The sequence below is a fragment of the Sphingobacterium sp. UBA1897 genome, from assembly GCF_002337775.1.
Lineage (GTDB): Bacteria > Bacteroidota > Bacteroidia > Sphingobacteriales > Sphingobacteriaceae > Sphingobacterium > Sphingobacterium siyangense.
The window spans coordinates 86,855-112,347 of sequence record NZ_DDGR01000004.1 but is presented as its reverse complement, the minus strand read 5'-3'; the positions used below and the strand labels follow the sequence as shown (position 1 = coordinate 112,347).

The following is a 25,493-nucleotide window of genomic DNA, read 5'->3' as shown; positions in this document are numbered from 1 at the left end:
TAATCAAAAAAGCTTCTTTCGTAAAAGAAGCTTATATATTTGTTATTTAATTCCGTGCATCAATCGTTTAATCAATGGATTAAACAGCATTACTAACAGGCCTGCTAAGGCAGGAATTGCTGTAAATAAGAAGAAGAAGTAACTCAAGGAGTGTTCCTCTTGAATGGTCTCCACTTGTCCCCCCAATACCGCTGCAACCTTCTGTGCTATAGCAATCGCTAAATACCAGATTCCAAACATAAATGCGAGCATGCGAGCCGGCACCAATTTCGATACGTAAGAGAGGCCTACCGGTGAAATAAATAATTCACCCAATGTATGGAACAAATAGGTCAGCACCAAAAATACCATAGAGATTTTAGCCCCCTGACTTATTCCTATTGATCCTAATCCAATAATGAAAAATCCTATCGCAACCAAGATCAGACCAAAGCCATATTTAAAGGCTGCTGATGGATTATACTTCGACTCCCAAATTTTGGATACCGAAGAGGCAAGTGCAATAATAAAAAATGAGTTTAAGATAGAGAACCAAGAAACTTTGATTTCTGATGCTTCTTTATTGAACTCATTGTACAACATCCAGATTACTGCTCCCCAAATCAACCCAAAACAGATAAACAATACGATATTTGAAATGGCAATTTTGTTCCAGGTTACTTTCGCCAATTTAATCAGAACCCAAGAGATAATCGAAAGCGGTACAATCGTCAATAAACCATTTACCACATTAAAAGTTGTCAATGCTGCACCAGTAAGTGATCTATCAATATTATCTCTAGCCACAAGAACTAATGAAGTTGCCCCCTGCTCAAAGCTCATAAAAAAGAAGACCAAGAAAAAAGCCAACAGCACAACTGCGAACATCCGATCCCTTACAACCTTATCATAACGCATAATCCGTGTAACAATAAGATATATGAAGAGAATTAACGCCACAATGACCATTATATACTGCCCTCTTAGAAACGGCGTATCCAAACGAGAAAACACATCAACAATACCATTCTTAGATAAAGGGTCATTAAAAGCGTATACAAAACCAATAATAGAAACTATCGCGATCAATACATAATCCCGTATGGTAAATGGATTTCTTGTATCCGTATCCTCAGCGATAACTTTATGCTCCCCAGAGGTGGACTTATTTAAAACACCAAGATTTCCCATGAGTGGTTTTGCGAAAACAAACTGCAGTGTTCCCAAAAGCATAAAGATACCAGCCAAACCGAATCCCCAATGCCAGCCGTAAGTTTCGGCAATATATCCACATAGCATCATACCAAAGAAAGCGCCGGCATTGACCCCCATATAAAATATGGTATAAGCGCCGTCCTTTTTTTCTGGCAAATCTTTATACATCTCACCTAAGATAGATGGCATATTAGGCTTGAAGAAACCCGTTCCGATAACTAGACACACTAAACCAAGGAAAAACATAATCGAAGTATCAAAGGCCATGGCAGCATGGCCTAGCGTCATAATCGCCGAACCGATGATCACAGCTTTACGTGATCCAATATATTTATCCGCTATAATCCCTCCTATAATAGGAGTTAAATAGAGCATCATGGCATAGGTCCCATAAAGTGCTCCAGCTTGTTGTGCAGTCCAGGACCATCCCGAGAAAGGACTACCTTGAATAACTGCAGCAGTTAAAAACTGCATTAAGAGTACACGCATCCCGTAGAACGAAAAACGTTCCCACATTTCCGTAAAGAAAAGGACAAAGAGCCCTGAACGCTGTCCCAATACATTTGACTTAAAAAAATCAGTCGACGGGCTAGTCGTAATATCCCCGTTTAATCTCCCCATAAATAATCAACCTTTATTTTTTTGATAAAATACTTACAAAGAAACAAAAACAAAATCACTTTTGACCAAAATAAAGTTGCATAAACAAAAAAAGGCAACCCTTTGGATTGCCTTTTCGGTAACAATTTTAATATGCCTTATCTTTTGTGCAATTGCTCATAAAGATCAATAACCTTTTTCTGCAATTCAATTACTTCGCTATCGCGTTGTTGTAATTTTTGCGTCAAAGCATTTACCTCATTTACATACTCTTTGTCTTCTTCAGAATCAGAAGTAGATAAAAGTTGAACAACTGTCAAATTGAATAATTTTGAGATTTGATTCAGGCGAGACAAATTCACATCTGTAATCCCTGTTTCAATTTTAGAAAATGCTGGGATTGAGATATCCAATCGTTTTGCAACATCCTCTTGACTCCACCCCTTTTGGTGTCTAAGTAATCTGATTTTTTTTCCTAATGCATTCATCTGGTAGATATTTTAAACAAAAATAATAAATTACAATTTAATTTACATTAAATTATAATTTTTTCTCTAAAAATCTCTAAAAAACCGATCAGCCAGCACGGACAAATTAACCCCATTATAATTATTTAAACTCATAAGAAGTAAATTGTAGCCCTTTGATTTGACACCATCTAAAAATGAATAGAGTCCGTCCAAACTTACAACAACCTCTAAATCAGGATTATTAAAATTATCCTTAATATTATTGGGGACACTTTCGATATCTTTATTAAGTTCTTTACAAGAATTTATATTCACGTAGACCACAGAGACATCCGACTCTTTCATCGAGTTTGCATATTGTAACAAAAAGGAAGAATCTAAACTATCATACGAGTTTAATTCGATAATTGTGACCAATTTCTGATTAGGAAATTGCTCTTTCACGGCGTGAATACTTGACTTCACTTTATCCGCATTACAGGCATAATCCTGATAAACCACCGATCCTTCCGAGCTTGCAACAAACTCCAAATAACGAATCGAAGTATTAAAACTTTTTATAGCCTCAAAGAACTCTTTCTTTTTGATCCCCAACCATTCGCAGATCGTATAGGCTCCAGCAATATTAGATAGGTTGTGCTTACCAAACACTTGCAAAGGAACATCTCCATCCGGAGTATTGATATAGGTTACCCCCTTATTAATTGTATAATCAGGAATCTTATAGCCATGTCTATTGATCTTACAATCTTTCGTATCTTGGAGAACCTTCTGTAACACAACATCTTCCTTATTATAAATTAAGGTACCTTTAGGCGGAATTGAGTCAATAAAATCTTCAAATTGTTTAATATATTCCTCTTGTGATATTTTCGAGTTAAACTCATTCCATACAATACCCGAAATTAAGGCTATATTCGGTTTATAATACAAAAACTTAGACTTCGGATCAATCTTGGATGAAACATATTCATCTCCTTCGATAATAATAATCTTATTATGCTTAGTAATATCGACCAACTTATCAAAGCCTCTTAATTGAGCCCCTACCAAATAGTCAAATTCTTTTCCTAGAAATCGCATAACGTGCATCACCATGCTCGTTATGGTTGTCTTACCGTAACTTCCAGCAATAACCACCCGGATTTTATCCTGTGAAAGCTCTTGTATAAATTCTGGAAAAGAATAAATTTTAAGACCTAATTCCTGCGCCCGCCTTAATTCAGGATTATCTACCTGGGCATGAGCACCCAAGATCACAGCATCAATATCCTCCGTCACTTTTTCCTCAAACCAGCCCAATTGATTAGGAAGCAAGCCTGCTTCAATCAAATGGGAACGAGAAGGCTCTACGATCTGATCGTCAGAACCTGTCACTTGATGCCCTTGTTTTGCCAATGAAATAGCAAGGTTATGCATCACACTACCACCTATTGCTATAAAATGAATCCGCATAGCTAAATTATCGCTTCACAAACTTGGCTGCACACCAATTATTTAAAACTTTATTGGAGATAAACTCAAAACCTAATGACGTCGCCGCATCGCTTAAGATTGCTAAATCTTCCTGCTCATAGAAACCACTTAGGTACAGCTCACCCCCTGTACGAATGCTCAATGCATACTGAGGTAATTGTTCTAAAAGAATGTTACGATTAATATTTGCCAAAATCACATCAAAGACCCGACCTGTTAATACTTCGTAAGATCCACAGAGCGCCTCAATATGCTCAACATGATTGAGTGCCCTATTTTCGATCACACTTTCGACACATATTTCATCATAATCCACAGCCAACACAGAATTAGCACCTTTTTTTGATGCCAAAATGGCTAGAATCCCTGTACCGCAGCCCATGTCTAAAACCTGCTTGCCATTAAAATCATTCTCCAAAATATACTGAAGCATCATCGAAGTTGTTTGATGATGGCCCGTGCCAAAAGACATCTTCGGATCTATAATGATTTCATAGGGAAACTCAGGTTTTGCCTCATGAAAAGTTGCACGCACATAGCATTGCCCCCCTACCTCAATTGGGTTGAAATTACTTTCCCACAATTTATTCCAATTCTGGTTTTCTATTTCCTGTATCTTATAATCGACCTCTAGGCCTTCATAAGGTTGAAGCATCAAAGTTTCTAATGCTTGCAAGTCAAGATTTGCAGCTGAAATATAAGCTGCAAATCCAGATTCGGTATCCTCAAAAGTATCAAAGCCAATATCAGCCAAATCAGATATCAACAAATCCTTCTGCCATTCTTCACCTGATCGCATTTGAAAGATAACCTCTACGTATTTCATTTCTAAAAATTAGCCGTTAAATACTTTAGCGATATCAATAAAATCTCTCGATTTTAAAGAAGCCCCTCCTATCAAACCACCATCGATGTCGGCTTGAGCAAACAAATCTTTTGCATTACCTGGATTACAAGACCCTCCATAGAGAATACTTGTATTATCAGCAATCTCCTGACCATATTGATCAGCTAGCACCTCGCGGATAAATTTATGAACCTCCTGTGCTTGCTCAGGGCTAGCTGTCAAGCCAGTACCAATTGCCCAAACTGGCTCATATGCCAATACCACAGATGCAAAAGCTTCTTTAGACAAGTGGAACAATCCATCTGTCAATTGTGTTTTGATCACATCAAAGAAAGCTCCAGATTCGCGTTCTTCTCTTGTTTCTCCAATACAGAATATTGGTGTTAAATCATGTTTTAATGCAATATCCACTTTAGATGCCAACAATGCATCAGTCTCCCCAAAATAAGCACGTCTTTCAGAGTGCCCCAAAATAACATGTGAAGCGCCTACTGATTTTACCTGTGAAGCCGAAATCTCACCTGTATAGGCTCCGGACTCAGCTTGGTGAATATTCTGTGCACCGATATTTACATTTGCAACATTTTTCGACAATTGCCCAAGGCTTGACAAATGAATAAATGGGCTACAAACAACCAATTCTTGGTTTCCAATCACTTCATCTTTGGCCATATTGATAATTTCAGAAAACAAGCTCAATCCTGATTGATAGTCTAAATTCATTTTCCAATTACCAGCTACGATTTTTTTACGCATGATTTTACGATTTAATTATATTTTGTGTTAAGTTGATTCAATTTATCTCTAATCTGCTCCGTGAGCTCTTCCCCTTTTGATACATACAGCGTCTCCAAATATGCCATAAACTTATCAAATTCATAAGTTTGCGCACCTCCGTCAAACACCCAAGCAAATGACGGTACAAATTTAGCATAAAAACTTGTATCTGCTAGCATGCTTGCAATTCCAATTACCGTCCCTGTATTTAAAGCCGAATTGATACCAAGGCGCGTATAGTCCCCAATAAAGGCTCCGCATTTTAACAGACCTGTATCCCGAACACCATCCAATGCATAATCGTAAATTGAAACGGTCTTTAAGTTATTCTTCAAATTGGAGTTAGAGGTACCAGCCCCTAAGTTACACCAATCCCCTATCACTGAACACCCTAGATAACCATGATGCCCCTTGGCCGAAAAATCACCAATGACCGAATTTCCGATCTCTCCCCCAATGACACTCTGCTTGCCTATCGAAACATTGCCATAAATCGTGGCGCCCATTTTCACAACGGCACCCTTACCAAGGTATAATGGACCACGCAAATGCGCTCCCTCCATAATTGTAACATCTTCATCGATATATATGGGGCCTTGTAGAGTATTGAGCGTAGCACATTCCACGCTAACACGAGCGCCTACATAAAGGTCATTTCCTAACAATTGATTCGTCACAGATATACTGGACGACTGAACATCTTGTACCAGAAGATTGAAATCACGTGTTATTTCAGCTCCTGTAAGCAAAAACAGATCTTCTACCCCCTTTAGTAGATCCACTGACGTATCAATCTCTTGTACACGATAAGAGCCCATACGCGCATAACAACAAGCGATAACATATCCGCCCTGTACAAGGACCTCTCCTACACCCAAGCGCTGTATAGCCTGCAATAATACTACTGACGGGATAACGTTCTCAGACAACCAAATAATCCCCTCCTCGTTCGAATGAGCGGCAATATAGTGTACATCAAATGCTAAAGCTAATTTTTGCCATTTCTCCCGTAAAGTCAGTATACCAACCCGAAGGTCCAAGCAAGATTTCACGAAAGTAAATGGATAAAGACTCTTTCTATCAAAAGTAGTTAATGGGGAGCTAAGCTTATCCAACAATTGGATCGAATCAAAGCAATCTGTAAAGAAGATTTTCACAAATTAAAAATAACAAAAAAAACTCGACAAATTATATTTATCGAGTTCTTAATATTGTAATATACAGATCTGCTACAATTATTTTTTGTTGTAACGGTTACGGAATTTGTCGATACGACCAGCAGTATCAACCAATTTCATTTTACCTGTATAGAAAGGGTGTGATGTATGAGAGATCTCTAGTTTTACAACTGGATACTCATTACCATCTTCCCATGTGATAGTTTCTTTAGTATCAACACAAGATTTTGTAATAAAAGCATAGTCATTTGACATATCTTTAAATACAACTAATCTGTAATTTGAAGGATGCAAATCTTTTTTCATTATTATTATGATTACGTATATTCAATTATTGAGGTGCAAAGATAACTTATAAAAATGTAACTTACAACAATTACGAAGAATAATTAGTTGAAATTTTCCACATTTTAGTTAACAGCACTTATCAAGGGTACAAATGTAACAATCTTTATCCTAACCCAAAGAATAATTTTGTTTATCGACTTTTTTACCTAACTTAACTAACTACAATTAAATCACTTACATAATTATGAGCAAATTAGATGAAAAAATTGCTGCATATGTTGCAGAATCAAAAAAGCTAGGCTTATCATTAGATGAAGCATTTATTGCAAAAGTAACAAAAGGAATAGGACCTTCCATTTACAATGCAGACTCCGAAACCGTCGCTGCATCAGATCCCGAAGAATTGAACCGTGTCAAACAAAATTTTTTGATCAAAAAATTAGGCCTAAAAGATGGGCCCGATTTAGACAAGGCACTAGAGGAAGTGATTACCGCTATTGGCAAATCCAATAAAAATAAATACCGTGTATTAGTATATGCTTTATTGGCAAAGAAATTCAAAAAAGAATCTGTTTACCAATAAGCATCAACTTTTTTACTCAACTCCTAACCAAAGACCATTTCTCCAAAAAACTCGGGGAGATGGAAGTTAGGAGTTGGGTTTTCTATTTTATTCCAAGATATAAAATGTGGTTGTTTGAGATGATCACCGCATTTATAAAAATTCCCATGTATCAGTTTACCCTTCAGCTCTATAAGATCGTCAAACTGAAATACAGCAAATGGAATTACCTCAATCATACTCCATCGCTTATCTGAACCATTACGCTCAATTAAAGAGTAAGTACGCACCTGTTCTATCGTTGTACTATCCAACCGATTTCGACTCGCCTTTTCGGCAGGGCCATAACCGATCAAGCCTGTTCCAATTAGATTAAATTCAAGGTTATAATAATGTTTGCGTCCATCAAATGAAATAAAGAACTCCACACAACTATCTTCCCATACATTTTGATTTGTATCGGAATAATTACCCCGAAGTTGTTCTTCGACGACATCGTACTGCAACACTAGATACTCCCGGGTGTAGCCAATCTTAAATTGTACCTCAGGTTTATACGGGAAAGATTCGCTCCAATTATTAAACTCCAAAGAATGCGATTCAAGATTACTCAAGAGCTTCGACAAAGTATGATAATCTAGTGTATTGGTCAGCTCCGCTGCGATAGGCAAAATGGTTAGTTTTTTCATTCGAATATTTTTTTTACAGAAAAAAGAAGCTTCATCTACGCGATGGAAGCTTCTCAATATGATTAAAGGTATAAAATTGTTAAATGCAATCAAAAACTACCTTCCGCATAAATGCTTCATTCTTTTCCATCTCTTCAACCAATTTCAGTTGCGTATTTGTACGCACCAGATTATGGTCCTCATATTTAGTCTTGTAGTAATGATCTCCTTCCAAATAGTCCGTTAAGAAACGTACTCCTTGCATATAGGGCAATAAGAAGGCCCCATCTACTAATGTTTCTTTCTCCAAAGTTGTCAAGAAGTCATTAGCTTCCTCCAAATAACCTTCGGCATATGCCTTATATAAAGCAAGATTTAGCAGAATTTTCGAAACATCCTTCTCATCCTCAGCAACGGGGTTAATAATCGTCCGAATAGCATCCCCAAAGTCATATGCCACATAGCCCGGCATGACAGTATCTAAATCGATGACACATTGCATCTTATCGTGGCGATCTAAGAGCACATTATTAAACTTTGTATCATTATGTGTAATACGCAGCGGAAGCTCACCCTTACTACCAAGTTCAAGAATGGTTTTCATTCGATCTTCACGACTAAAGATAAAATCCAATTTGTCTTTCACCGACGCTACGCGTTGACAGATATCTTTAGCGATCGCTTTTCGAAGATTTTCGAGTCTAAACTCTATATTATGAAAGTTAGGAAGTACCTCAACGATCGATGAAGCATCTAAATCTGAGAGCTGCTTTTGAAACAAACCAAAAGCACGACCACCCTCAGCTGCCTGTACCTCAGTCTCTACAATATCATAGCTTTTGGTATCCTCTATGAGGATAAACATGCGCCAATAATTATCCTGACTATCTTTTATATATAATTTCCCATCTTTTGTGGGAACAATTGTCAATACATGATCGCTGATTCTTTTTCCTTCAGCGACTTTAACTTTCTTACTAAGATGCTTGGTGACAATCTCAATATTATGCATTAATCCATCCACGTTCGGAAAAACATGGTGGTTAATACGTTGTAATAAATGCGATATACCGCTATCTACAGTAGTAACTACACGATAAGTATCATTGATATGACCAGAACCAAACGGTTGCACTGAAATGATATCTCCTTCTAATGTGAATTGTTTTGCTGCGCTCTCTACTACTAATTGGTTAAAATCAGACATTAAACTATGTTTTTTAAATCATCAATGTGCTTGCAATATCACAAATTGAATTAATAAATGATAATTTTTATTTCAATCAAACGTTTGCATGAAATTTAATAAAATTAAGCAAACGTTTGCACTTTCATTTATCCCAAATGAAATAATATATTTGTTAATAGTAGCCAGTCTTAAGGACTGTTTTCAAACAAGTAAATAACTAATATACAAACTCCTTATATCTCAAAACAATGGATAGAAGAAATTTCATAAAATCGACTGCCATCACTACAGCTGGAATCGGTGTCCTTTCAAGTACAGAATTATTTGCTCAAACAAATGGGAAAATAAAAATCGGTTTTATTGGCGTAGGCCTTAGAGGACGTAATCACGTTCAAATTGCCCTAAACAGAGATGATCTAGAAATTGTGGCTGTCTGTGACACCCAGGAAGAATCTCTAGCACAATGCCGTAAACAATTCAATGCAAAAGGCACCAAACTTCCAAAAGAGTATACTGGTGGAGTTGATGCTTACAAAAAGATGTTAAGCAATGAAAAATTAGATGCTGTCATTATTGCAACGCCTTGGCAATTCCACAAAAACCAAGCTATTGATGCAATGAAAGCTGGTCTATACGTGGGTTGCGAGGTTATTGCAGGTTTAACGCTACAAGATCACTGGGACATTGTGAAAGCATCCGAAGAAACTGGAAAACCTTACATGACCCTAGAAAATGTTGCATTCCGTCGTGATGTACTTGCTGTATTGAATATGCACAGACAAGGATTATTTGGTGAATTGTTGCACCTGGAAGGCGGTTATCAACACGATTTACGCGAAGTATTATTCAATGACGGAAAAGCCTATTATGGCCATGGCGTTGAATATGGTCCGAAAGCGATTTCTGAGGCACAGTGGCGTACACAATTCAATATCGACCAAGATGGTGATTTATACCCTACACACGGTTTAGGTCCAATTATGCAATTCGCAGATATCAACAAGGGGAACAGATTCACTCATATCACTTCGTACTCAAGTAAAGCCCGTGGATTGGCAGCCTATGTCAATAAAGTTTCCCCGGGACATCCTAACGGTAAGATCAATTACAAAAATGGTGATATTACACAAACGATGTTACAATGTGCGAATGGAGAAACCATGTTATTAACGCATGATACACACTTACCAAGACCTTACTCTATCGGTTTCCGCGTACAGGGAACAGACGGTATTTGGATGGATGTTGCCAAAGGTATTCACATCGAGGGTAAATCCAAACCACACACCTGGGATTCTGCAGACGAATGGGTAAAGAAATACGATCACCCAATCTGGCAAAAATATGAAGAGGTAGCAAACGGTTCTGGTCATGGCGGCATGGACTGGTTTGTATTCAATGCGTTCATTCAGGCTGTAAAACAAAAGGTACAGACTCCAATTGACGTGTATGATTCGGTAACCATGAGTGCCGTATTCCCATTATCTACCGAGTCTATTGCAAAAGGAAATAAAACGTTGGAATTCCCTGATTTCACAAAAGGAAAATGGAAAACCAAGAAAAATACCTTTATGTTAGATGATAGTGGAATGTAATTGAAAAAACATGCTTATTATCATAAAAGCCGTATTGAAAGATATACGGCTTTTTTATGGATGCCTGACATAATCATAATAATCCTACTATTTGGCCGGTCTTTTCCGTAAATTAGCCTAGCAAACAACTTTTTCAACTCATTATGCTTACCGAAGCAATTATTATTTTAGTCCTGATTATTCTAAACGGAATACTGTCGGCATCAGAAATATCCATCGTGTCCAGCAGAAAGGCAAGGCTACAGGCTGAAAGCGATAAAAACAATGCCGCTGCAAAAATAGCGCTAAACCTAAAAGAATCGCCCAACAGCTTTCTATCCACTGTACAAATAGGCATTACCCTTATTGGCATCCTAACCGGATTCTTTTCTGGCGGCAGTATTTCATCTTACCTGGTAGAGATCTTTAATAAATCTAGTATCATAGCCCCCTATAGCGAACAGCTCGCCGTCATCATTGTCGTCTTTATCATCACCTACTTTTCGTTGGTGCTTGGTGAACTGGTCCCCAAACGTATCGGTATGGCTATTCCGGAGAAGTACGCCATGCTGATTGCTTACCCGATGAACCTGCTTAGCAAAATCGTTCGGCCATTTGTATGGCTACTCAGTATGTCGACGGAGTTTATTGTCAAAATACTCAATATCAAGAGCAGCGGCAATAGTGTCACAGAAGAAGAAATTAAGGCATTAGTAGACGAAGGTGTTGACAGTGGCGTCATCGAAGGTATTGAGCACGATATCGTCGACCGTTTGTTGAGTTTAGGGGACAAAAAAGCGGTCAACCTAATGACTCACCGCAAAAACATTGTTTTTTTGGATCTGGAAGATTCCTTTGAAGAAAACAGAAAGATCATTTTGGACAACGATCATTCCATCTACCCAGTTTGTGAAGGTGGTCTCGACAATATCAAAGGTGTTGTTCATGTAAAATCATTACTCCGTCAATGCCTCCAGAACGAAGCATTTGATCTCAGAACACTTATGTTACCGATCAAATTTGTTAATGAATTCAGTTCATCGTATAGCATTATGAATACCTTGCGTACCTCCAGTATACATCAGGCGGTTGTCATTGATGAGTATGGCTCACCACAGGGAATTATTACGTTACGGGATATCGTTGGCGATTTGGTCGGCAACATCACAGAAAGCGACCTAAGTGCCCGTCCGACAATACGTCAATTGGAAAACGGCGATTATGTTGTCGACGGACAATATCAGATCGAGGACCTTTTGGATGAATTTGAAATCGGTCTTTCTGAAGAAGACGAAGATGAGATCAATAACGTAACCACCGTAGGAGGCCTCGTGTTCCTAAGATTAGATCACGTGCCCGAAGAAGGTGAACGCGTGCGATTTAAAAACCTAATTTTTGAGGTGCTCGATATGGATGGACACCGCATCGATAAATTGCTTTTAAAAGTGGAAGAATAAACATAAATAAGCATCAACAGAAAAGTAAAAAGAGATAAAAAAGGGCCAATCAGTGTATTGATTAGCCCTTTTTTTATGATGCTATCGATCCTGATTAGTTGATCCCATGCATCATTTTTTTCAATATTGGATTGAAGACAATTAATAGCAATGCCGTAACCCCAGGAACTATTGCAAATATCATAAAGAAATAGGACATCGAATGTTCTTCTGTAATGCGATCAATGTATGAGCCTAAAAATCCACCGATAAAATTGGCAATTGCCGAAGCACAGAACCAGCAACCGAAAAGAAGTCCTAAAAATTTCTTTGGGGAAAGCTTACTAACATAAGACAAGCCAACAGGTGAAAGACAAAGCTCCCCTGCTGAATGAAAGAAATAGGCGATCACCAACCAAATCATACTCACAGACGCTGTCTTTGCTCCTTGAGGAATCTCACTCGCTCCATAAGCTAATGCTGCAAATCCAATTCCCACCAATATTAAACCTAGCGCAAACTTAACTGGTCCCGAAGGATTCCAGACCTTCTCCCAGAATTTGCTAAATGACGATGCAAGTGAAATAATAAAAAATGCATTCAATATTTGAAACCATGAGGCTCCAACTTCCGATCCGGTTATTCCAATTTCTCGAAATACTTTCCATAAGCCCAAGCACCAAATGATACCAAATGAGACAGCGGTAAATAAAATAGTCAATGGATACTGTTTATATATTTTTCTAGCCAATGCTGTTAAAACGATCGTCACAATAACGATAGGCACAATAGTCAAAATAGTATCAATCCATTTAAATGTCACTGCTGAACTTCCAGACAGGACCCTTTGTGTATAATCCTTTGCAAAGATAGACATGGATCCGCCCGCCTGTTCAAAAGACAGAAAGAAAACCACACTAGCCAACATAAATATGGTGACAACGATTAACCTATCACGGACAACATGTGCAGGAATGACCTCTTCCTCCTCTTCGTGATTTTTGATCTTTTTTTCATGGTAAGCCTGAAGTGCTTTGGGTGAATCTCCGATAATTCCAAAAATCTTTTGTCCAAAATAGAATTGCAACATACCAAAGAACATAAATACTCCGGCAAGCCCGAAACCATAATGCCAACCAATTTTTTCGCCGATATACCCACATAGAAGCATTCCCAAAAATGACCCGGCATTGATGCCCATGTAGAATATGGTATACCCTGCATCTTTTTTAGGACTTTGATCTGGATAAAGATTTCCCACCATAGAAGAAATATTAGGCTTAAACATCCCGTTACCCAAAATCATTAACACAAGACCCAGATAAAAGAAATTGGAATTCACACCCTCAAATGCCATAGACAGGTGCCCCAATGTCATTACCAAAGCGCCTATCAAAATCGCCTTCTTAAAACCGGTTAGCTTATCCGCAATCATTCCACCGATCAATGGTGTTAAATAGACAAAACCAGTATACAAACCGTAAAGTTTCATAGCACGTTCGTTACTCCATTCCCATCCCCCATCAGCAAGGGAACTTATTAAAAATAAGGTCAACAATGCCCGCATACCGTAGTAACTAAACCGCTCCCACATCTCTGTAAAGAATAGCACAAATAATCCGGCAGGATGCCCATTTACCATCTTGTCATCGATCCCCTGCTTAGCAAGATGTGCTACAAGAACTTGATCTTTTTCTTGATTCATATAATTTCAATAATTGTTTTATAACTCAGGTTTTGTTTTTATTTTGATAAAAATCGCTTGAAGATACACTATTTTTCTATGAATTAATCAATTCCATGCATCATCTTTTTTATTTTTTTGTTGGCCAGAATAAGAAATACTGCAGCCACCATAGGAATTACTGTAAATACAGCAAAGAAATATGACATGGAATGAGATTCTGTAATCTTATCAATATATGACCCAATAAAGCCCCCTATAAAATTAGCTATGGCATTGGCACAAAACCAAAAACCAAACAATAACCCCAGGAATTTTTTTGGCGATAGTTTACTGACATAAGAAAGTCCGACTGGACCAATACATAATTCGCCCACTGTATGAAAAAAGTACGCCAATACCAGCCAGATCATACTAACAGAGGCCGTCTTTGCACCGGTAGGAATCTCAGAGCTTCCAATAGATAAAGCTGCAAAACCAACTCCAACCAATGTCAGTCCCATTGCAAACTTAATCGGACCAGAAGGATTCCATATTTTTTCCCATATCTTACTGAATGATGTGGCCAGCGTAATGATAAAGAAAGAATTTAACATCGGAAACCAGGATACAGTAACTTCGGAATTCATACCATAATATTCCCGATAAACTTTCCAAAGACACAAAGACCAAATGATCACAAAAGAAATACTCGAAAAAAGTATGATCATAGGGTATTTACGTACGATTTTCTTTGCTAAAACAAACAGTACTCCGGTAATTACCACAATCGGCAAAACCGTCAATGCAGCATCCAACCATTTAAATAAAACCGCCACTTCACCACTCAATACCCGTTGTGTATAATTTTTCGCAAAGATCGTCATCGAACCACCTGCTTGCTCAAAAGCTAAATGGAAAACAATACTTGACAACATAAAAATGGCTATTACCAGCAAACGATCACGAACAATATGCTTTGGATTTTCTTCTTGACCACCCGCAATATCGGTTAACTCGTCTTGTTTCTCGGGTGTATTTCCAATTTTTCCGAAAATGGGTTGTGCAAAATAGAACTGCAACATTCCCAAAAACATAAATACTCCGGCTAGCCCAAAGCCATAATGCCAGCCGATCTTCTCACCAATATAACCGCATAGCATCATTCCTAAAAACGCTCCCCCGTTGATGCCCATATAAAAGATGGTATAACCCGCATCTTTTTTACCTCCTTTATCCGGATATAATTTCCCTACCATCGAAGAAATATTGGGTTTGAACAATCCATTTCCCAAAACAATCAGCACCAAACCCGCCAAAAAGAAGCTTTTATTAAATCCCTCTAAAGCCATAGCGATATGTCCCAGCGTCATAATTATAGCTCCGACCATAATGGATTTTTTATATCCTGTCAGGCGATCGGCTATAATCCCACCGAACAGTGGCGTTAAAAACACCATCCCGGTGTACAAACCATAAAGCTTCATGGCCTCGGAGTTGGTCCAACCCCATCCTTGTTGGGCAATGGTAGAAACCAGAAAATTTACCAACAGCGCCCGCATACCATAATAGCTAAAACGCTCCCACATCTCTGTGAAGAATAATACAAACAAGCCGGCAGGATGCCCTTGTACCAATACATGTTCAGCCCCTACTTTTTGCAAATGGGTTTCAAGAACAGCATTTTTTTCAAAATTCATGTTTTTTTTTAGTCGTTATTTTTCAAAATAAGGTAGTGCGATTTCCATTTATAAAATATACCATCGGTAAACGGAAAAATCCGATGATCCTCTACACAAAGAAAGAGGTTGTTCACCCGTCTTCATATACTCAAGCAAGATAGTGAAGATTTTAATAGGTTTCTAACGAATGGACTGCAGTTTTTTTCGTTGTTGCATCCGAGCAATACTTCAATTAAAACCTATTTAACTAGTCGAGTTCCTTCCATTTCCTGAAAAGAACTCGACTAGTTAAATATTAGATCAAAGGGCGCAAACGTTCCAGTAATTTTTTAGTAGCAAAAATACCCTCTTCTTCGCTCAACTTACTTCCCTCATATTCAATCCCCACATAACCTTTGAATTTTGCTTTCTTAACAATCTTCAACATACGCTCATAGTCAATTTGCGTTTCATTTCCATTAGCATCAAAATCATGTGTTTTGGCACTCACACCATGTGCATAAGGCATTAGATCCGTCACACCTTGATAACGATCATACTCATAGAAATTACCAAGATCAGGTAAACTTCCACAATATTTACTACCCACTGCTTTTAATGTATTAGCCAACCAGTCACCATGTGAAGAGATACCACCATGGTTTTCTACAATAATGCTAATCCCCGCTTTTTTACCAATATCAGATAGCGTTGTTAAACTTTCAACAACACGTTTACTCACTTCCTCAGGAGTCCCTTTTCCAGCCGCATTGACACGGATTGCATGACAACCTAAGAAATTAGCTGCAGAAATCCACTTATAATGGTTTTGCACGGCTTGTTTTCTCTTTGTTTCATCTTCATCACCGAGATTTCCCTCACCATCAATCATAATGAGTACATTACGTACACCATTATCTTTTGCACGCATATTTAGCTCAGTAAGGTAGTTATTATCATTAGCCTTATCCTTAAAAAACTGATTCACATATTCCACCCCATAGATACCGTATTTTTTGGCAGCTAATACCGGAAAATCCAAATTGTTCAAATCTCCCTTGAACAAGGATTTATGCAATGACCATTCAGCCAAGGAAATGTCAAACCAATCTTTCTTTGCTGCCGCAAAACTCTCCAAAGAGGGAGCTAATGCTATACCAGCAGACGCTAGTGCAAGGTTTTTAAGAAAATCTCTTCTTGAATTCATGTGTTTAGATTTAATGTGTTATTTAAATATTTCCCCAGCCAGTAGTCAACACATCAACGAGGTGCATCGTCTGAATGGGTAATTTATGTTTATCGATATAAGATTGAAGCTGTAGCAAACAAGATGAATCCGTGGAAATAATATAATCCGCATTCAGATCAAGTGCATTGCGCACTTTTTGCTCAGCCATTGCCGCGGATATTCCTTCGAATTTAACGGCAAAACTACCCCCAAACCCACAACATGTCTCGCTATCTTTCACCTCCACCATCTCCAAACCTAAGACCTTACTCAATAATTTCCGGGGTTCCTCTTTTATCTTGCACTCCCGCAAAGCCGAACAAGAATCGTGGTACACCGCAACACCCTCCAGCTCAGCTCCAAAATACTCTTTTTTTAGCACGTTTACTAAAAAATCAGAGATTTCCATAACCTGTTGCTGTATTTTATGGCATTGATGGGAATCTGCCGAATTTGCGAATAAATCATTATAAGCATGTCGTACCATACCAGTACAAGACGCAGAAGGAGAAATAATCACATGATCTCCCGAGAAATCACCTAAAAACTTCCGTCCGACCTGTTTTGCATCATCCCAAAATCCAGCATTATAGGCAGGCTGGCCACAGCATGTCTGCTCAGGATTATAGACAACCTCGCAGCCGACCTTTTCTAATAAACGAACCGTATTAAAAGCGGTCTCAGGGTAAAGCTGATCTATAAAACAAGGAACAAAAAGTTCTACTTTCATATGCAATTCAATCAATAAAATTAAGATTTATTGGATACTAATATCCGGATCAAAAGTAACAATCCAATTACAAAAAATAAAGAAAGAACCAATGCCGAATATCGAATATTATGTGTAACCTGTTCTATAAACCCGAATGAGAATAATCCAATGACAATGGCAACTTTTTCTGTGACGTCATAAAAAGAGAAGAAAGCAGTCGTATCTTTGATATCCGTCGGAATTAATTTAGAATAGGTTGAACGCGATAAGGACTGAATCCCGCCCATAACTAAACCGACCAATGCAGCAATGATATAAAACTGAAGAGGGGTAGATAAATAAAAGGCCGAAATACAGATGCCGATCCAGATCATCACCACAACGATCAACACCTTGATATTCCCAAAAAGCGTAGATAAATAAGACATTAAAAATGCACCTAAGATAGCTACAAGTTGAATGAGAAGAATGGTAGCTATCAACCTTTCTGCGCCTAAATGCAAAATTTTCTCCCCAAAAGAAGAGGCGACAATCATCAAAGTCTGAACACCAATTGCATAAAAGAAAAAAGCCGGCAAAAACTGTTTTATTTCAGGAATACCTTTGATCTTTTGGATAACATGGCCGAATTCATCCCGTACATTCTGAACAAAACTCTTACCTGTGTTATTCTCGGTTGCATCGATTTTAGGCAGGTATTTAAAAGGAATCATTGAAAACCCAAGCCACCACAATCCGACCATTAGAAACGATATACGGGCCGGTAGTGAAGCATCTGTAATACCAAACCATTCAGGTTTAAGCACCACTATAAAACAAAGAATCTGTAAAGTAACACAGCCAATATAACCATAAGCAAAACCTTGCGCACTCACCTTATCTTGCTGATCGACTGTCGCCAAAAGCGGCAAATAGGAATTATTAAACAAAACACCGCCAATATACCCCATCGCTGCAAGCACAAAACAGATGATACCAATTTCCAAAGTTTCAAGCTTGAAGAAAAATAAGCACATACATGCAACTGCTCCAACATAAGTGAAGAATTTCATAATCTGTTTCTTTTTTCCTTTTGCATCAGCGTACGAAGAAATAAAGGGCAAAGAAAAAGACATCAACAGATAGGCAAAGGCCAAAGAAAAATTGGAAAGTGCGGTATTGACAACTTCAATCCCAAAGAAACGAACAACATCACCATGCTCTTTTGTTGTAGTAATTGCGGTATAGTAAACAGGGAATATCGTGGAAGTAATAACAAGGTTGTAAGCAGAATTGGCCCAATCGAACATGGCCCAAGAACGAATCAATTTTTTATTGTTTTTTACAATTGCTTCCATTTAAATTGGCTTAATAAGTTTGACGAATATAAGTAATTATTTTAGCCATTTCTTTACGAATTGCACTTGCTCGATCATCTATATAATTATTGTTCATAAAAGAAAATGCCAAGCGCCTTCCTGTCCGTGTGATCAAATAACCACTTTGATTATAGACAGATGTAATCGTTCCTGTTTTAGCAAAAACAAACGGTTCTCCGAGATCTTTGCTATAGGTACGTTTCAGGGTACCATCTACACCTCCGGCTGGAAAAAGACGAAAACGTTCCTTCTCATCCGGCAACTTATTTTTCAAGACGACCAATAGATCGACATTATTTTGCGGAGTCACCTTGTTATAGGACGACAAGCCCGATCCATCAAAAATGGCAACCTCAGCTGAAAAGTATTTATAAACGTTATTCTTCATCCAGTCCCGCACCAAGTAAGTATCAAATTGACCGAATTGTTTCCACGAACACATCATTAAAAACTGTTCAGCAATAAAATTATCACTTGGCAACATCATTTCACGGATTAAATTTTTGGTACCACCGGAATAGAGTATCTTGGTATTGCTTGGTTTTTGGTAAGACAATAAGGTCACGGATTTACCTAGACTATCCGACAATAATTTAATAAATAAACTATCAGAATAGATAAATGGAACTTCATTGACATAGCCACTCGGAACGGGGCGTTTGGACATCCAAAAGGAATTTGTACGAAATGAACGGGAAAGTTCAAAATCACCTAACTTAGGTTCGGGCAAAAAATCCAGTGAATTTTGAAAACCGGCTGGAGAGGTCGATAGATAATTATAACCTTTTTGTCGAAAAGTGACCACGTTGCCATAAATAGGAAATGTACTAATTTCAGGCTGATAGTAAGCTTCAAAATCTTCCATAGCCCAACCATATGCAAAGAACTTATTCTTCATTGTCCCTGGCACAACAAAAATGCGTTTATTCGTATTTTTCAAAAAGTTATACACAACCCGCGTATCTAACCGATTATGCAAAAACGTCGGATCACCTGTCCCCCAGATAAGCAGCGAGTCTCCACGTTCCACATACTCCAAACCTGGTATTGAATCCCCCAACAGTGCTAGAGCAGCATAGGTAGTATACATTTTTGTATTGGAAGCCGGTGTAAAATGCTTATTGCCGTTTATGTCCATCACATATTTATTGGCATTTAGGTCATACAAAGAAAAACCAACAAAATGATCATTTAATATTTTAGACTCTTGAAATAGCTGATAAACATCCTCAAAGCTCTGAGCCTTCGCTACAAAAGTAGCCGCCGGCACAAACCAAAGCAGCAACAATGCACTTAAAATTTTTTTCATCAGTTCAAACATACAAAAAACTGCAAGAACTCCCTTTCGTCTATTGCCAAAATTCAGATACAAATCCTTTAAAAAGGAAAGGGGAAGACATTGCCTCCCCCTTTCCTTTTTAAACTATCAAAAATTAATATCCTTGATTTTGTGTCAGAGCTCCACCACTTCTGTCAATCTGCGATTGTGGAATTGGGAAGTAATCATTTTGAGGTTTATAGTTTAAGCCTTTATAGCGAGCCATAAAACCGCCTTCAAACGTTGCGTAGCTTTCCAATACAGTTTTCGCCTCCCCCCAACGCACAAGGTCATAGAAACGATGTCCTTCCATCGCTAATTCTAAACGACGTTCAAAACGAACAGCTTTGCGCGCATAATTTTGGTCTGGGAAAGAAGTATAAGGTTTAACAACATATACCGCCGCTGCTACATTATCGCCAGTCGTTTTAGGAGGTAATTTTGCCGCACGCTCACGAACTGCATTTACCAGATTCATTGCTGCACCTAAATCGCCTAATTCAACCTGACATTCAGCTGCCATTAAAACAACATCAGCTAAACGAATAATATTAACATCCAAGTCAGTAATATATGCCGCTCCTGACGCAGTATGTGTTGCATGCAAACTCTTCGGAATCATTGTTTTTATACCAACAAATGGTCCACCCGAGCTCACCTCACGAATCCATGCATCACCTGGCATGACACCATAATCATAGAAATTCACACCTCTACGGCCAACCGTATAATCTAAACGTGGGTCAAAACGAAGCGTAACATCAAGTTTATATGTTTTCTTTGCGTCATCGGACAAACCGAAATCTGATTTATATGGATTATTTCGATAAGAACCATCTAACAATGGTAATCCATTTGCATCGACTTTATAGGCATTAACCAAATCAATGGTCGGCTGATAGAAACCACAACAACCTACAGGATTACTTCCATTTAATCCAGACAACATATCACCAACATTGGCATTATCACCAGATCCATCTGGATTAATCACATGCTTCGACACCAATAATGCCTCTGGGCCGTCTTTTGTAAGTACATCAAAGTTATTTTGGTACGGCATCGTACGTAGATCCTTTGCACCTATAACTTCCTTAAACAAAACTAACGCATCCGCATATTTTTTCTGGTAGAGGTAAACTTTACCCAGATAAGCTTTCGCGATATTCTGATCCATACGTCCGGCCTGGCTATTGATTTTTGTCGCTGGCAAATTCGCTATTCCTGCTTTTAAATCGTCAATAATCTTCGGAAGTACATCATCCTTATTCGGTTTCGTTTTAGCCTCATCATCTGTTGTGTTCTCATCAACATACGCTAGATTTTTGAAAACACGCCATAAATAAAAATAATAATGCGCTCGCAATACTCGGGCCTCACCTTCTATTTCCTTCGCACGTGCAGCCGTTACCGTTTTTTCACCTGCTTGGTCAGCCTTCAGAATACGCAACGTATTATTTGCCCTTAATACGCCCTCATAATAAACTTCCCACATTTGACTCAGGTTGTCGTTCGAACTATTTGGCGTATGAAATTCGATCATATTCATGTTCGGTTGATCGGTTGCCTCAGATCCTTTATGTGCATTATCTCCAGCAACTTCACCAAACAACCATTGGCTAGGCGCCGAAGAGTAATTCCCCCAGGTACCGTTGACATTGCCGTTTAATATTCCATACGCCCCGATAAGAGAGGCCTCTATACCTTTTGAATTTACAATCTGAGACTCAGGCAATTCAGCTTGCGGATCACGCTCCAAAAAAGATTTCCCACAAGAGGCTAATAAAGTCAATGATATACCTAAAACTGTAATTATATTTCTTTTTTTCATTTCAATCAAATTTTAACTTAAATCACTAAACCCTTAAAATCCTAGACTAACACCCAACATATATTGACGAGCCTGTGGATACACACCAAAATCTACACCCAAGGCTGGGTAAGTCGACGGAGTAGCCGTAACTTCTGGATCAAGCCCCTCATATTTAGTAATCGTAAACAGATTTGTTACCCCCACATAAGCACGGAGTTTCTTGATACCGGTATTATTACCAAAAACACGATTGGTATCGAAGTTATAGCCAACTTGAAGATTTTTCAATTTCAAGAAACTTGCATCCTGTACATAATAGCTCGAAGAAGCATACTCATAGGGTGAAGCATTTCTCACTTGAGAAGGGATCATGCTACCGCTATTCGTTGGACTCCATTCTTCCAATACGCGTGTACTTTTTTGACCTCTAAACACACCAAAATCTGTAAAGTATCTCGTAGCTTCATAGTTTTGATTACCCTTTGAACCATAGAAGTAGGCCATAAAATCAAAGTTTTTATAAGCCGCATTGATATTGAATGAATACACAAAGTCAGGATGTGGGCTACCTATAACGGTACGGTCACTTGCATCAATTTTGCCGTCACCATTGACATCCTCAAATTTAAGTCCACCAGCTCTCGACTTTCCATCCTCATATTTAGCGACACTCGCATTGTTCATATCCGCTTCCGAATAAATACCAATTACTTTATAGCCATAGAAAGCACCAAGAGGTTCTCCAGGTTTTAAGATGGAGGTTTCCATACTTCTAAAACTACCGTACACTTGTTGGGTTACTGATGGTGCCAAAGAAACGATCTTGTTCACGTTACGTGAAATAGTAGCGGACAGATCCAATTTAAATGCACTTTCTTGACGTCTACCGTAATGATAATTCAATGAAAACTCGATACCTTTATTTTGCATATCACCAATATTTACATAAGGCGATCCGGCCCGACCTGCGGCAACAGCAGGTAAAGGTAACAGGTACAACATATCTTTCGTCTTTTTATTGTACCAATCGAAAGATCCATCAAAATCACCTTGTGCCAGGGTAAAATCCACCCCAACGTTTAATGCAGATACTTGTTCCCATTTCACGTCCGGATTACTATAGGCATTGTGCCACATACCGGAAGTCAAGCTTCCGTCAATAGGATATGAAGATGAATTAATAGCGACCTGATAGCGATTCAGATATTGATTGGCTGGAATACGTTGGTTCCCCGTCACACCATAACCCGCTCTGATTTTTAGGTCCGAGATCCATGAAACACCTTTCATGAATTCTTCCTCCGACAAACGCCAGGCAGCACTCGCTCCAGGGAATGTTCCATATTTATTGTTCGGCCCAAAATTAGAAGAACCGTCACGACGCACTGTTGCACTTAAGATATACCGATCTTTGTAGGAATAATCAACCTTTCCAAACACCGAAAACAAGGAACCTACAGAACCGCTACCTTCACTGACGCGACCAGTTGAAGCGGCATCCAAGTAAAGGTAATCAAGCGATGACATTGTAAAAAAGCCATTTCCTTTTCCCCTTATCTGCCTATTTCTATTCTGAATAGCTTCCGTACCAGCGAGAATGCTCAACGTATGCGCCTCATTAAATGTTTTTTTATAATTTAAAGTATTTGTCCAAGTCCATTCTTTATTCAGTCCAAAAAATTCATTAATTCCGTTGTTAAAACTTCCTTCTGTAAACTCAGGGTTTGGATAGGTATAAGATACACCATTGTAGTTTTCATACTTCATACCAAAACTGCTACGGAAGGTTAATCCTGAGACAATATCAAATTCTCCAAAGACATTCCCGAAAAACATATTGCTCTTATTTTTATTATCCTTGGCACGATAGGCGATAGCAACAGGATTTTCTCCATTACCATACTGTCCGCCAACAGATCCTGCAAAATTTCCGCCCTCATCATATACAGGAATGATATTATGAATACGATACGCAAAACCTAAAGCACTACCTTCACCGATATAGTCCCCGGCAGTATTGGTATTTACTCCCATACCAAATCCTTCCGTAAAACTATATTGCATATTTTCGCCGAAACGTAGTTTATTATTAAAGGCAGAGAAGCGTGTGTTTGAACGAAGATTATATTTTTCAAAACCGGTATGAATAATCGTTCCTTTTTGTTTCAGATAACCACCCGAAATCGCATAGGAAGCATCTTCACCACCTCCTAAAACGCTAAGTTGGTGCGACTGAGTAGGGGCATTTTGGGATAAAGCATCAAACCAGTTGGTTCCGGCCTTATTTGCTTTGGTAATTTGATAAAAATCGCTTCGGCTACTCGCATCGTACTTATATTTTGACATATCCACGTCTGCAGCTGTAATCACATCTTTCCCGCCCACTTTAGGTCCAGCGATAAGGTAATCAGGCATCACATTGTTTGTGCCGTCCAATCTGTTTTCAATATCCAATGTTTGTTGCGGAGACAACATTTTTGGAAAACGCCCACTGTTTGGAACCTGCACACCATAATAAGAGTCAAGGCTAAATTGAGGTTTTCCGCTTTTACCTATTTTTGTGGTAATGATGACAACACCATTATTTGCACGTGAACCATAAATTGAAGCTGCTGATGCATCTTTTAAGACCTGCATCGTCTCAATATCATTTTGATTCAACCAGCTTAACTTTCCTTCATAAGGCACTCCATCAATGATGTAAAGCGGCTCGTTGTTGTTGATCGTACTGTAACCACGAATTTTGATCTGTGGTGTAGAACCAGGGGCACCATCTACTACGATCTGAACCCCTGTTGCCCGCCCTTGCAACGCCTCAACAGCACTCGCCGCCGGGGTAGTTTTCAATTCCTTCACATTGACAACGGCAACAGCACCAGTTAAATCTTTCTTACGTTGCGCCGAATAACCTGTGACAACAACCTCTTCCAAGGCATCTTCTGAACCGCTTAAGGAAATTGCAAGATCAGCTTTCGAAGAAACAGCAACTTCAGTACTTTTGTACCCAATATAACTGATAATCAACACATCACCGACTTTTCCCTGGATGGTAAATACACCATTTTCATCTGTCGATGTCCCGTTACTGCTCCCTTTGACTTTCACAGATACACCAGTAATACCTTGACCTGTAGCAGCATCCTTCACTACCCCCTTGATAGGTGTCTGTTGTACGCTCCTTGTTTTGATTAATGAAACGACTTCAACTTTGCCATGGCTAGTTAATCCACTGGCAAATCCATGAGTGGTCATTCCTCCCCCAATGAGAAGAGAACTCATAATCAGAAACCTCTTATTGAACTTTTGGCCCAATATGAGATCAAAACAGCAATTTTTGTCCGTTTTTTTCATCATAATTTTACTAAATAGGTGGTTTAAAAAAATTTATGTTTATGCTTTAGTTGTTTTAGTTGATATCGGTTATTATTTAAGTTTTTGGTCATTTTTTTAGGTCTGACGACAACAATGCTATATTATTGGC

At 38.5% G+C, this 25,493-nt stretch carries 20 protein-coding genes; 3 read left to right on the top strand and 17 right to left on the bottom strand.

Going from position 1 to position 25,493, the window contains the following annotated elements:
* Window positions 1-42: 42 nt before the first annotated feature.
* The 7 genes from B4N43_RS03245 to B4N43_RS03215 all read right to left on the bottom strand — a co-directional run bounded on the left by B4N43_RS03245 (window position 43) and on the right by B4N43_RS03215 (window position 6,848).
* Complete coding sequence (locus B4N43_RS03245; protein ID WP_088162803.1) at window positions 43-1,815, bottom strand: peptide MFS transporter; 1,773 nt, start codon at window positions 1,813-1,815, stop codon at window positions 43-45.
* Window positions 1,816-1,952: 137 nt separating this feature from the next.
* Window positions 1,953-2,282 (bottom strand): helix-turn-helix domain-containing protein, encoded by a 330-nt coding sequence (locus B4N43_RS03240; protein WP_046671770.1) that lies wholly within the window; start codon window positions 2,280-2,282, stop codon window positions 1,953-1,955.
* 66 nt (window positions 2,283-2,348) lie between these two features.
* The gene (locus tag B4N43_RS03235; RefSeq protein ID WP_088162804.1) at window positions 2,349-3,719 is read right to left on the bottom strand and encodes a Mur ligase domain-containing protein; all 1,371 of its coding nucleotides are present in this window, start codon (window positions 3,717-3,719) and stop codon (window positions 2,349-2,351) included.
* Between the two features lie 7 nt (window positions 3,720-3,726).
* The gene (prmA, locus tag B4N43_RS03230; protein WP_120333341.1) at window positions 3,727-4,566 is read right to left on the bottom strand and encodes a 50S ribosomal protein L11 methyltransferase; all 840 of its coding nucleotides are present in this window, start codon (window positions 4,564-4,566) and stop codon (window positions 3,727-3,729) included.
* 9 nt (window positions 4,567-4,575) lie between these two features.
* A complete protein-coding gene (gene tpiA / locus B4N43_RS03225) occupies window positions 4,576-5,343 on the bottom strand; it encodes a triose-phosphate isomerase (protein ID WP_120333340.1) in 768 nt (255 codons plus the stop codon).
* A gap of 11 nt (window positions 5,344-5,354) precedes the next feature.
* Window positions 5,355-6,521, bottom strand: coding sequence for a putative sugar nucleotidyl transferase (locus B4N43_RS03220; RefSeq protein WP_286732734.1), 1,167 nt, complete (start codon window positions 6,519-6,521; stop codon window positions 5,355-5,357).
* 78 nt (window positions 6,522-6,599) lie between these two features.
* On the bottom strand, window positions 6,600-6,848 hold the full coding sequence (locus B4N43_RS03215; protein WP_046671774.1) for a type B 50S ribosomal protein L31: 249 nt from the start codon (window positions 6,846-6,848) through the stop codon (window positions 6,600-6,602).
* Between the two features lie 226 nt (window positions 6,849-7,074).
* Between B4N43_RS03215 and B4N43_RS03210 the strand changes: the two genes are divergently transcribed.
* A complete protein-coding gene (locus tag B4N43_RS03210; RefSeq protein ID WP_088162808.1) occupies window positions 7,075-7,413 on the top strand; it encodes a DUF2853 family protein in 339 nt (112 codons plus the stop codon).
* Window positions 7,414-7,436: 23 nt separating this feature from the next.
* Here the strand turns inward: B4N43_RS03210 and B4N43_RS03205 are convergent, their stop codons facing one another.
* Both B4N43_RS03205 and B4N43_RS03200 read right to left on the bottom strand, forming a co-directional pair.
* Window positions 7,437-8,081, bottom strand: a complete 645-nt coding sequence (locus B4N43_RS03205; protein ID WP_286732731.1) for a carbohydrate-binding family 9-like protein — start codon at window positions 8,079-8,081, stop codon at window positions 7,437-7,439.
* 79 nt (window positions 8,082-8,160) lie between these two features.
* Window positions 8,161-9,267, bottom strand: coding sequence for a phosphotransferase enzyme family protein (locus tag B4N43_RS03200; RefSeq protein WP_286732729.1), 1,107 nt, complete (start codon window positions 9,265-9,267; stop codon window positions 8,161-8,163).
* Window positions 9,268-9,497: 230 nt separating this feature from the next.
* On the opposite strand from B4N43_RS03200, the gene B4N43_RS03195 reads away from it, so the two are divergent.
* The gene (locus tag B4N43_RS03195) at window positions 9,498-10,844 is read left to right on the top strand and encodes a Gfo/Idh/MocA family protein (RefSeq protein ID WP_075994028.1); all 1,347 of its coding nucleotides are present in this window, start codon (window positions 9,498-9,500) and stop codon (window positions 10,842-10,844) included.
* Between the two features lie 143 nt (window positions 10,845-10,987).
* Window positions 10,988-12,280 carry a hemolysin family protein gene (locus tag B4N43_RS03190; protein ID WP_075994029.1) on the top strand — a complete coding sequence of 431 codons (1,293 nt, stop codon included), beginning with the start codon at window positions 10,988-10,990 and terminating at the stop codon, window positions 12,278-12,280.
* Window positions 12,281-12,374: 94 nt separating this feature from the next.
* Here the strand turns inward: B4N43_RS03190 and B4N43_RS03185 are convergent, their stop codons facing one another.
* The 8 genes from B4N43_RS03185 to B4N43_RS03150 form a co-directional block, all read right to left on the bottom strand.
* On the bottom strand, window positions 12,375-13,964 hold the full coding sequence (locus tag B4N43_RS03185; RefSeq protein WP_075994030.1) for a peptide MFS transporter: 1,590 nt from the start codon (window positions 13,962-13,964) through the stop codon (window positions 12,375-12,377).
* Between the two features lie 83 nt (window positions 13,965-14,047).
* A complete protein-coding gene (locus tag B4N43_RS03180) occupies window positions 14,048-15,622 on the bottom strand; it encodes a peptide MFS transporter (protein WP_286732726.1) in 1,575 nt (524 codons plus the stop codon).
* A gap of 277 nt (window positions 15,623-15,899) precedes the next feature.
* Window positions 15,900-16,790 carry a TIM barrel protein gene (locus B4N43_RS03175; RefSeq protein WP_046672364.1) on the bottom strand — a complete coding sequence of 297 codons (891 nt, stop codon included), beginning with the start codon at window positions 16,788-16,790 and terminating at the stop codon, window positions 15,900-15,902.
* A 22-nt stretch (window positions 16,791-16,812) separates the two neighbouring features.
* Window positions 16,813-17,541: a (Fe-S)-binding protein gene (locus tag B4N43_RS03170; protein ID WP_070566110.1), complete on the bottom strand. Its 729-nt coding sequence runs from the start codon at window positions 17,539-17,541 to the stop codon at window positions 16,813-16,815.
* Between the two features lie 20 nt (window positions 17,542-17,561).
* Window positions 17,562-18,860, bottom strand: coding sequence for an MFS transporter (locus tag B4N43_RS03165; protein WP_286732722.1), 1,299 nt, complete (start codon window positions 18,858-18,860; stop codon window positions 17,562-17,564).
* Window positions 18,861-18,870: 10 nt separating this feature from the next.
* Window positions 18,871-20,190, bottom strand: coding sequence for a D-alanyl-D-alanine carboxypeptidase (locus B4N43_RS03160; RefSeq protein WP_286732720.1), 1,320 nt, complete (start codon window positions 20,188-20,190; stop codon window positions 18,871-18,873).
* A 124-nt stretch (window positions 20,191-20,314) separates the two neighbouring features.
* Window positions 20,315-22,030 (bottom strand): RagB/SusD family nutrient uptake outer membrane protein, encoded by a 1,716-nt coding sequence (locus B4N43_RS03155; RefSeq protein ID WP_075994033.1) that lies wholly within the window; start codon window positions 22,028-22,030, stop codon window positions 20,315-20,317.
* Window positions 22,031-22,063: 33 nt separating this feature from the next.
* A complete protein-coding gene (locus B4N43_RS03150; RefSeq protein WP_286732718.1) occupies window positions 22,064-25,366 on the bottom strand; it encodes a SusC/RagA family TonB-linked outer membrane protein in 3,303 nt (1,100 codons plus the stop codon).
* Window positions 25,367-25,493 lie beyond the last annotated feature (127 nt).

What these genes read in the sequence shown, in the direction of transcription:
- B4N43_RS03245 (WP_088162803.1), bottom strand. Translation starts at nt 1,815, where the DNA reads ATGGGGAGATTAAACGGGGATATTACGACTAGCCCGTCGACTGATTTT.
- B4N43_RS03240 (WP_046671770.1), bottom strand. Translation starts at nt 2,282, where the DNA reads ATGAATGCATTAGGAAAAAAAATCAGATTACTTAGACACCAAAAGGGG.
- B4N43_RS03235 (WP_088162804.1), bottom strand. Translation starts at nt 3,719, where the DNA reads ATGCGGATTCATTTTATAGCAATAGGTGGTAGTGTGATGCATAACCTT.
- prmA (WP_120333341.1), bottom strand. Translation starts at nt 4,566, where the DNA reads ATGAAATACGTAGAGGTTATCTTTCAAATGCGATCAGGTGAAGAATGG.
- tpiA (WP_120333340.1), bottom strand. Translation starts at nt 5,343, where the DNA reads ATGCGTAAAAAAATCGTAGCTGGTAATTGGAAAATGAATTTAGACTAT.
- B4N43_RS03215 (WP_046671774.1), bottom strand. Translation starts at nt 6,848, where the DNA reads ATGAAAAAAGATTTGCATCCTTCAAATTACAGATTAGTTGTATTTAAA.
- B4N43_RS03210 (WP_088162808.1), top strand. Translation starts at nt 7,075, where the DNA reads ATGAGCAAATTAGATGAAAAAATTGCTGCATATGTTGCAGAATCAAAA.
- B4N43_RS03205 (WP_286732731.1), bottom strand. Translation starts at nt 8,081, where the DNA reads ATGAAAAAACTAACCATTTTGCCTATCGCAGCGGAGCTGACCAATACA.
- B4N43_RS03200 (WP_286732729.1), bottom strand. Translation starts at nt 9,267, where the DNA reads ATGTCTGATTTTAACCAATTAGTAGTAGAGAGCGCAGCAAAACAATTC.
- B4N43_RS03195 (WP_075994028.1), top strand. Translation starts at nt 9,498, where the DNA reads ATGGATAGAAGAAATTTCATAAAATCGACTGCCATCACTACAGCTGGA.
- B4N43_RS03190 (WP_075994029.1), top strand. Translation starts at nt 10,988, where the DNA reads ATGCTTACCGAAGCAATTATTATTTTAGTCCTGATTATTCTAAACGGA.
- B4N43_RS03185 (WP_075994030.1), bottom strand. Translation starts at nt 13,964, where the DNA reads ATGAATCAAGAAAAAGATCAAGTTCTTGTAGCACATCTTGCTAAGCAG.
- B4N43_RS03180 (WP_286732726.1), bottom strand. Translation starts at nt 15,622, where the DNA reads ATGAATTTTGAAAAAAATGCTGTTCTTGAAACCCATTTGCAAAAAGTA.
- B4N43_RS03175 (WP_046672364.1), bottom strand. Translation starts at nt 16,790, where the DNA reads ATGAATTCAAGAAGAGATTTTCTTAAAAACCTTGCACTAGCGTCTGCT.
- B4N43_RS03170 (WP_070566110.1), bottom strand. Translation starts at nt 17,541, where the DNA reads ATGAAAGTAGAACTTTTTGTTCCTTGTTTTATAGATCAGCTTTACCCT.
- B4N43_RS03165 (WP_286732722.1), bottom strand. Translation starts at nt 18,860, where the DNA reads ATGGAAGCAATTGTAAAAAACAATAAAAAATTGATTCGTTCTTGGGCC.
- B4N43_RS03160 (WP_286732720.1), bottom strand. Translation starts at nt 20,190, where the DNA reads ATGAAAAAAATTTTAAGTGCATTGTTGCTGCTTTGGTTTGTGCCGGCG.
- B4N43_RS03155 (WP_075994033.1), bottom strand. Translation starts at nt 22,030, where the DNA reads ATGAAAAAAAGAAATATAATTACAGTTTTAGGTATATCATTGACTTTA.
- B4N43_RS03150 (WP_286732718.1), bottom strand. Translation starts at nt 25,366, where the DNA reads ATGATGAAAAAAACGGACAAAAATTGCTGTTTTGATCTCATATTGGGC.